General features: G+C 73.5%; 7 protein-coding genes. 1 reads left to right on the forward strand and 6 read right to left on the reverse strand.

Translation table 11 applies throughout. The annotated features are described in order from the left end of the window. Positions 1–47: 47 nt before the first annotated feature. Positions 48–1,082, reverse strand: a complete 1,035-nt coding sequence (locus MET9862_RS14005) for an NAD-dependent epimerase/dehydratase family protein (RefSeq protein ID WP_142583553.1) — start codon at positions 1,080–1,082, stop codon at positions 48–50. 8 nt (positions 1,083–1,090) lie between these two features. Beyond that, the gene (locus MET9862_RS14010; protein WP_142583554.1) at positions 1,091–2,371 is read right to left on the reverse strand and encodes a glycosyltransferase family 87 protein; all 1,281 of its coding nucleotides are present in this window, start codon (positions 2,369–2,371) and stop codon (positions 1,091–1,093) included. 154 nt (positions 2,372–2,525) lie between these two features. Between MET9862_RS14010 and MET9862_RS14015 the strand changes: the two genes are divergently transcribed. Continuing rightward, positions 2,526–4,310 carry a hypothetical protein gene (locus MET9862_RS14015; RefSeq protein ID WP_142583555.1) on the forward strand — a complete coding sequence of 595 codons (1,785 nt, stop codon included), beginning with the start codon at positions 2,526–2,528 and terminating at the stop codon, positions 4,308–4,310. 61 nt (positions 4,311–4,371) lie between these two features. On the opposite strand, the gene MET9862_RS14020 is transcribed toward MET9862_RS14015, so the two are convergent. From MET9862_RS14020 to MET9862_RS14035, 4 genes are all read right to left on the reverse strand, one after another. Then, the gene (locus MET9862_RS14020) at positions 4,372–4,740 is read right to left on the reverse strand and encodes a hypothetical protein (protein ID WP_142583556.1); all 369 of its coding nucleotides are present in this window, start codon (positions 4,738–4,740) and stop codon (positions 4,372–4,374) included. After that, the gene (locus tag MET9862_RS14025) at positions 4,737–6,374 is read right to left on the reverse strand and encodes a S10 family peptidase (RefSeq protein ID WP_142583557.1); all 1,638 of its coding nucleotides are present in this window, start codon (positions 6,372–6,374) and stop codon (positions 4,737–4,739) included. The genes MET9862_RS14020 and MET9862_RS14025 overlap by 4 nt, the downstream gene beginning before the upstream one ends. A gap of 172 nt (positions 6,375–6,546) precedes the next feature. Further along, positions 6,547–6,999, reverse strand: coding sequence for a DNA polymerase III subunit chi (locus tag MET9862_RS14030; protein WP_142583562.1), 453 nt, complete (start codon positions 6,997–6,999; stop codon positions 6,547–6,549). Positions 7,000–7,047: 48 nt separating this feature from the next. Further along, positions 7,048–8,211 carry a glutathionylspermidine synthase family protein gene (locus MET9862_RS14035; RefSeq protein ID WP_142583558.1) on the reverse strand — a complete coding sequence of 388 codons (1,164 nt, stop codon included), beginning with the start codon at positions 8,209–8,211 and terminating at the stop codon, positions 7,048–7,050. Between the last annotated feature and the right edge of the window lie 132 nt (positions 8,212–8,343).

Below are 8,343 nucleotides of genomic sequence, written 5' to 3' on the forward strand. Positions count from 1 at the left end.
CATCCACGTCCGCGGAAGATGCTCTTGGCCGGTGAACCGCCCTCTGGTCAGGAGATCCACTTGAGCGCGCGGATGACGCCCATATCCGCCGCGCGGCGATGGGCCGAGACGTTGCGCCGCGCGGCGATCTCGGCCTGGTTCGCGGCGTAGTAGCGGTAGGCGCGTGCCAGCATCTCGCTGTTCGACAGGGTCGGACGCCAGCCCAGCGCCGCCTTGATCCGGGTTGTGTCGAAGGTGAAGTCGGCCGCGATCATGCGGTAGTGGTAGGGCCCGAGCGGCGAGAGCTTGAGGCCGTGCGCCGCGCGCATGGCGAGCACGGCGGGTCCCTTCGGCAGGCCGACGATCCGCGAGGTGCTGCCGGCCTCGGCGATCACGTGGGCGAAGGTCTCGCGCATGGTGTCGACCCGGTCCGAGCCGATGCCGAAGATGCCCGCGCGGCGCTGCCGCCAAGCCAGCAGCATGGCGGCGATGAGATCGCGGGCATAGATGAACTGGTAGCGGTGGGAGCCGTCGCCGACCATCCAGACCCGCCGGCCCTCGGCGATGAACTCGAACAGGATCGCCAGGAGACCGAGGCGTCCCTCCTCGATGATGGTGGGCGAGCGGATCACCGTCGCCGCGAAGGCGTCGGAATGGTCTGCCAGGATCTTCTCGCCCTCCCACTTGCTCAGGCCGTAGGGTTCGCAGGGCTCCGGCGGATCGTCCTCGTGCACGGGCCGGTCGAAGCCGCGGCCCCAGAGACAGTTGCTGGAGATGGAGACGAGGCTCGGCACGCCCGCCGCGGCGGTCGCCGCCGCGAGGCTGCGCGTGCCCTCGACGTTCGAGGCCCACATCTCGGCTTCCGACACGGAGCCGTGGGCCAGCAGCGCCGCGCAGTGGAACACGCCCTCGAAGCCGCCGGACAGGATCCCGTCGAGGAGCGCCCGGTCGCGGATGTCGCCGACGACACCCTGCAGCCGGGGATGGCGCGACGGGGCGGGCAGCAGATCGATGCTGGTGACGGTGTGTCCCTGAGCGAGGAGATCCTCGACGAGAAGGCCGCCGAGGAAGCCGGAGCCGCCGGTGACGAGAAGTCGGGCCATATCTGTCCTCAACAGGCGGCGGGGCCACGGGCCGGGGCGGGAACGGCGCGCGATGGGGGGGCGACACGCGCGCGCGCCGAACCGGCCTCGACCGCGGCGACGCGCGCGCCCGGGGCGAGCAGGCGCCATGCGGCGGCGAACAGGGCGCCAGGAACGAGCACGCACAGGATCGGATGGTCGAAGGTGATCAGGATCCGCGCGAGCGGGACCAGCAGCCACACGGCGAGCGCGAGGGGGGCGACGGGTCGGCCGAGCGCCAGCAGGGTCAGGCCCGGCGCGACGATGGCGAGCTCGTAATGGCTCGCATAGGGCTGCATCACGATCGGCGCCAGCAGGACGACGAGGAGCGCCGTCGGGTCCATCCGCGGCGCAGCCTCCGGGCCGGGGCCGGCCTCGGGCCCCATCCGGCGCAGCACGGCGACCGCCGCGGCCAGGGCGAGGAGGGTCGTCGCGGCCTGGAGCGCCCAGGCCCCGGCGGCGGGCATGCCCCAGAAGCGCGCCCCGAAATAGGGCGTCACGGAATGGGCGATCCAGCGTGCCTGGAACTCGGTGATGAAGGCGCTCTGGATCGGCATGGTCACGCCGACGAAGCGCTCCCAGGCCTCGATCCCGAAGATCGAGGCCGAGAGCGCCACCAGGGCCGCCGTGCCGAGGGCGGCGGCCGGGACCCAGCGCCAGCGGCCGGCGCCGAGCAGGATCAGCCCGAGCGCCAGGGCGAATTGCGGCTTCACCGAGAGGCAGGCGAGGCAGAGCCCGGCGATCCAGGGCCGGCGCCGGCTCTCGAGCACCGCGAGGGTGGAGGCCAGCGCGATGAGGCCGCCGAAATGGCCGTAGAGTACCATCGCCCCGGCCGGCGGCGCGGTGCAGATCACGAGGACGAGGCCCGGCCGCGCCGCCGTCCCGAGCCAGAGCCGCGTCGTGGCGGCGAGCGCGGCGAGGTTCAGAGCCGTCCAGGCCAGGACGCCCGGCAGGAAGGGCAGCGGCGCGAAAGGCGCCAGGAAGAGCAGCGCGTGCGGCGGGTAGACGAAGAGCAGCTTCGGGTCGTCGGTGATGCCGAAGGTGGCCATCACCGCGTCGCGATAGGCGGCGATATCGGCCACGACGGCGCCCTGGCCCGCCAGGAACAGGCGCGGTGCCAGCCAGAAATTGACGAAGTCGCGCCCGAACGGGGCGCCGATCATCCAGGCCTTGAAGTCCCACGGCCTGATGCTCAGCCAGGCCAGCAGCGAGATCAGGGCGCCCAGCGCGACGATGAGGCGCTGCCGCGTCGAGAGGGAAGGGGGGACCATGACGGGGGCTCCGCGAGCCCGCGACCGTAATCGGCCCTGCCTGCCGGCCGATTAACGCCGTCCCGGGCCCCGCTTGACCCGGCGTTAAGCCGGACGCGCCATCGTCCCGGCACCGCGGATCCCGCATCCGCGGCGGCACGGAGCGGGATCCGAGATGGCGACGACGGGGATCGGTGCCGAGGCGGCCCCGGCGATGCGGATCGATCCGCAGGCGCTGCTCTGGATCCTCGTGGCGTTCTCGGTGCTCACCCTGAACGCGCCCGCCGACCTCTGGGGCACGATCGACCACCTGCGCGTGCCCGACACCGACGACGCGATGCGCCTCGTCGGCGTGCGCGACCTCCTCGCCGGGCAGGGCTGGTACGACACTGTCCAGTACCGGTTCCTGCCGCCCGAGGGCGTGCAGAGCCACTGGTCGCGCCTCGTGGACGCGCCGATCGCCGGTCTCATCCTGCTGCTCGGCCCGCTCGTCGGCCGGCCCCTGGCCGAGGGCCTGGCGGCCGTGCTGTGGCCGCTCCTGCTGCTCGGCCTGTTCTGCCTGATGGTCCATCGCGGCGTGCGCCGCAGCTTCGGCCCCCGCGCGGCCGTGCTCGCCGTGTTCGTGGCGACGCAGGCCTTCGGCATCATCGTCCAGTTCCAGGCGGGCCGGGTCGACCATCACAACCTGCAGATCATCGCGATGGTCGGGCTCGCCCTCTGCATGATCCGCGGCGGGTTGCGGGCGGGGCTCCTCGGCGGAGCGCTCGCCGCGGCCTCGCTGGCGATCGGGCTGGAGGCGGTGCCCTATATCGCGCTCGCCGGCCTGTACCTGGCGGGCGAGTGGATCCTGCGCGGGCAGCCGGCGCTGCCGGGCTTCCTCGGCTTCGGCCTCGGCCTGGGCCTCGCGGCCTTTCCCCTCTTCGCCGGCCAGACCGCGCCCGCCCTCTGGGGCACGACCTATTGCGACGCGCTCTCGCCGCCCTGGCTCTGGCTCGCGGGCGGCGGCCTCGCCAGCGCCCTGATCTGCGCTTGCGCCGACCGGCATCTCGCCGCCTCCCGCGCCCGCCTCGCACTCGCCGCCGCCTGCGGCGCGCTCCTCCTCGGCGGCTTCGCCGTCCTGTTCCCGGCCTGCCTGCGCGGCCCCTTCCCGGGGATGACGCCGCTGGTGCGGGAGCACTGGCTCTACACCGTCAACGAGATGGCCTCGGTGCCGAAGTTCCTGGCCGCCGGGCAGTGGGAGATCCTGGCCTTCTATCCGGTTCTCGTCCTCGCGGCGGGCACGGCGACCTGGGCCGCGATCCGGGGGCCGGAGCGGCGGATCTTCCGGATCGTCGCCCTGTTCCTGTGGCCGGGGGCGGTGCTCGGCTTCGTCCAGCTGCGCGGCATCTACGTCGCGGTCGGGTTCGTGCCCCTGGTGGCCGGCCCGGCGATCGACCGCATCCTGACCGCCGCGCCCGCCCTGCGGGGCCCCCGGCTCTGGGGCGCGGTCGCGGTGGGGGCCGGCCTGATCAGCTCGACCTGGACCGTGCTCGCCCTGCTCGCCGGCGCCCTGACCCCGACGGCCGCGAATGGCCGCGATCCGGACGGCGCGATCGCCTGCCACTCCGACGCCGCCGTGGCGCCGCTGGCCGCCCTGCCGGCCGGCACGGTGCTGGCGCCGATCTTCATCGGGCCGTCGATCCTGCTGCGCACGCCGCATTCCGTGGTGGCCGCGCCCTATCACCGCGCGATCCCCGGCCTGACCGCCGCCATCGAGGGGCTCGGCGGTCGCGAGGCGGATCTCCGGCGCCAGGTGGTGGCGCACGGGATCCGCTACCTCGTGACCTGCCCGGCCCGCCCGGGGGACGACCTACAGGCCGAGACCGCCTTCGCCACCCGGCTCACGCGCGGCGAGGTGACCGTGCCCTGGCTCGAGCCGGTGAGCCTGCCGGGCGTGCTCAGGGTCTGGCGGGTGCGCTGAGGGTCAGAGCCGTGAGGCGCCCTCACGCCGAACCGGCCTCCCCTTCGGCGCGCGGGCGCTTTCAGGACTTCACCACCCGGTCGAGCCGATTGTTGACGAAGAAGTACAGCTCCTTCGCGCCGGGCTCGGCATAGAGGACCTGGACCTCGCGCCCGGCGCGGCCTTCGCCGACGAGCACGTCGGTGGGCGGCCGGCCCTTCAGGCGCACCAGATCGCACTCGCCGATGCCGGGCTCGATCGCGGCGGCCGTGCCCGGGACGGGACCGGTGCAGGCGCCGTCGGGCCCGAGGACCGGGCCGGTGAAGCTCTGCGGCGGGGCCGGGGGCTTCGGCGGCACCGGCGCGATCGCGCTCGGCGCCGGCGGCGTCCGCTCGGCGGAGGTGCAGCCGGCGAGCAGCGCCGGCAGCAGCAGGATCAGGAACCGGGTCACCGCGTCTCCTTCGGCTCGGAGGCCCGGTCGGCGTTCCGCGCCTTCAGCGCCGCCGCGAACAGGGCGGCGGCGTCGCGCTTGAAGGCGGCGCGCGAATCGGGCCGGGAATAGAACATGTGCCCGCCCGGATAGACAGCGAGGTTCAGGCGCGGCTCGGTCCCGTAGGACGGCATCTGCGCGATCAGCAGCTTCGAGGCGAAGTAGGGGGTGACGAGGTCGGTGTAGCCGTGCGCCACCAGCACCCGCAGGTTGCCGTCGAGCGCCAGCACGCTGCGCAGCTGCCCCAGCGCCTCCGGTGCCGAGCGGCCGGAATTCCAGCCCCAGGCCCGGTTCACGGCGCCGTTCAGGAGCTCGTAGCGCAGGTTCGGCACGCGCCAGTTCAGGCGCTTGGCGTAGAGGTCGATCATCGCGCTCGTCAGCGGGGCCTGCAGCGCGGTGAGCAGGGGGTCGTCGAAGCCGCCATGCGGGGCGGCGGGGTCGGGGTCCCAGCCGCTCACCGCGGTGTCGTAGGCGCTCGCGACGCGGCCGGCCTTGCGGTCGATCTCGCGCTGCAGGCTGCCCATCGACAGGCGCCCGGCCTGCGCCTTCACCACGGCCGCGTCGAGCCCGGTCAGCGCCGCCACGCGGTCGGTCAGGCGCGCGACCGCCTGCGCGTCGCCCGGGCCCTTGAGGAGATCGGCGAGGTAGTCGCCGGTGGCGTAGCCCTCCGCGTCCCGCATCAGCGCGGCGGTCGGCGCCGTGCCGGCCCGCTCCAGGGCGGAGGCCGCGTAGGAGGGCAGGCGCAGCACGTGGCTCCAGGGATTCGCCCGCGGCTGCTGCAGCCAGGCGAAGTCGAGGACCGGGGAGAGCAGCACCAGCCCCGAGAGCCCGACGCCGATCTCCTCCTGGAGCTTCGCCGCGATCAGCGGGCCGCGGAAGCCGCCATAGCTCTCGCCGACGAAGAATTTCGGCGCTCCCATCCGGTCGTTGACGCGCAGGTAGCGGGCGATCGCGGCGGAGAGGACGGAGGCATCCGCCTCGACGTTCCAGTAGGACTTGCCGTCCCCCTCCGCCGCGCGGCTGTAGCCGGTGCCGACCGGGTCGATGAAGACGAGGTCGGTGAGGTCGAGCCAGGTGCCGTCGTTCGGCACCAGGGCCACCCCTTGCGAGGGGCTGATGCTCGGCCCGTCCGCGGGCAGGCGCCAGGGCCCGATCGCGCCGATGTTCAGGTAGGCCGAGGCCGCGCCGGGCCCGCCATTGATCGCGAAGGTGACGGGGCGCTCGGACCCGGCCTCCGCCGGCCGCGTATAGGCGATGAAGGCGATCTCGGCCTGGAGCTTCCCGGATTCGTCGACGAGGGGCAGGCTGCCGGCGGTCGCCGTGAAGGCGAGGGTCCGGCCATCCGGTAGGGCGATGCTCTGCTGCGTCACCGAATCGGGCGGCAGCTTGCGGCCCTCGCGGGATTCCGCCGCGGCCCGTTCGGGCGGGCGGCGATTGGCCTCCTGGGCGTGCAGCGGCGCGAGGCCGACGAGGAGGGCGGCGAGCACCAGCCAGACCCGCGACAGGCCCCCTCTCCCGTTCGGGCGTGGGTTGGGGTGAGGGTTGAGAATTGTCCGGAGATGTCGCGACGGCGAAGCGGCTCCGGTTCTGCTCATTCCTGAACGTTCTCGACCCTCACCCTGTCCCTCTCCCGAACGGGAGAGGGGACCCGCGCCGTCTCCGGCACCGCTGGTCCCTTCTTCCGGTCCGCGCTGGTCCGCGGGCCTTCCTTCGGCGCAGAGGGTCAAGGGCAGGCGCGGATGGAGCCGGGATGCGTGTCTCAAAAGCTTACGCCTTCTTGTTCCAGCGGCCGGATTCGTCCTGCTGCCAGTAGGCGACCGCGTGGCCCGCCGCCTTGGCCTGGCGCCACTGCTCGCGGGCGCGCAGCAGGGCGTCCTGGTCGGTGCCGTCGAACAGGATGCAGATGCGTGCGTAGTCGGCGGCGTCGGGGGGCAGGTCGGCCCCCTCCACCAGGAAGCGGATCGAGGCCCCGTTCGGGTTGAGGTCGCGGAGCGTCAGCACCACCGGCTGGGAGCCGGCATCGGGCTCACGGTCGGTGCCGTGGGGCAGGAAGCTCTCGTCCGTATAGCTCCAGAGCCCGTCGTCGAGGGCCTGGAGGCGCTCCTCGCTCACCGCCTGGATCGCGGCCTGCCAGCCGCGCTCCAGCGAGCGCTCGACGAGGTTGGGCAGCACCCGTTCGAGGGGCTGGCGCTGCATGTGGTAGAACAGGATCTCGGTCACGGCGCTTCCGAGATAGGACCAGCGGCGGCGCGCCGCCACCGCGTCACGTCAGCCCGGCTCGATAAAGTGGGGCACGAAGAGCGCGTCGTTGCCGGTGACGAGCCCTGAGGCCTCGCGCATGCACAGGCCAACCGGCGCATCGCCGACGATCCACGAGCCGACCAGGGGCCGGCGCCCGGCGAAGTCCGGGAGATCCGCCAGCGCCTGCCGGATGAAGCCCTCGGCGCCGTAGGGGCCGTCCCTCGCCACCAGCACCGCGCCGTCCCGCACGAGGCTGACATTGGCGCCCTCGCGCGAGAACAGCGGCTTGCGGGCGTAGCTGGTCCCGAGCGCGGCAGCTCGCGGGTCGTCCTCGAAATAGGCCGGCAGCAGGTTCGGGTGGCCGGGCTCCAGGGCCCAGAGGCAGGGGAGCAGCCCCTTGTTCGACAGCAGAGCCTTCCAGGGCGGTTCCAGGAAGCGGGTCGGCGACCGGCCGACCGCGCCGCCGAAGACGTCCCGGAAGGCCCATTCCCAGGGGTAGAGCTTGAACAGGGTCCCGATTGGCTCGCCCGTGCGGGTGCACAGGCTGTCATCCGGCCGCAGGCCGAGATCGGGCAGATCCGCGAAGGCGGTCCGGCAGCCGGCCTGCACGGCGCAATCCTCGAGATAGGCCACGGTGCCGCGGTCCTCGGGCGCCTGCGCATCCGCGCTGAAGGCGAGGAGGCCCGGGCCGGCGACCGCCCGGAACCGCGCGATCAGCCGCTCGTGCACGGCGTTGTACTGGTCGGCGCCCGGCGGCAGGCGCCCGTCGCGCAAACCCGCTTCCAGCCAGAGCCACTGGAACACCCCGGTCTCGTACAGGGCGGTGGGCGTGTCCGCGTTGTATTCGAGGAGCTTGGCCGGGCCGGTCCCGCCATAGGCGAGGTCGAGCCGCCCGTAGAGGCTCGGATCGCCCCGGCGCCAGCTGGTGCGGATCGCGTCCCAGGCCGTCTCGGGGATCGCGAGCCGGGCGAGGATGCGCTCGTCTTCCGCGGCGTGACCCGCGAAGGCGAGGCAGAGGGCGTGCAGGTCGCCGCTCGGGCCCTCGATGCCGTCCTCGATCTCGGCGAGGCTGAAGGCGTAGGCGTGGCTCTCGTCCCAGTAGGGCGCGCCGTCGAGGGTGTGGAAGACGAAGCCGTGGCTCTGCGCGGTCGCGCGCCAGTCCGGCCGCTCGCCGGTCGCGACGCGGCGCATCAGCCGCCCCCGGAGCTGCCGTGCGCCGTGCCGTGCGAGGCGGCGGAGAAGGAGCGCCCGGTCTGCCCGAACCCGCCGAAGGAGGTGCCGCGCAGCGAGGCCGTCTGGACGCGCGCGGCCGAGGCGCGCCCG

The sequence above is a fragment of the Methylobacterium symbioticum genome (genome assembly GCF_902141845.1).
GTDB lineage: Bacteria > Pseudomonadota > Alphaproteobacteria > Rhizobiales > Beijerinckiaceae > Methylobacterium > Methylobacterium symbioticum.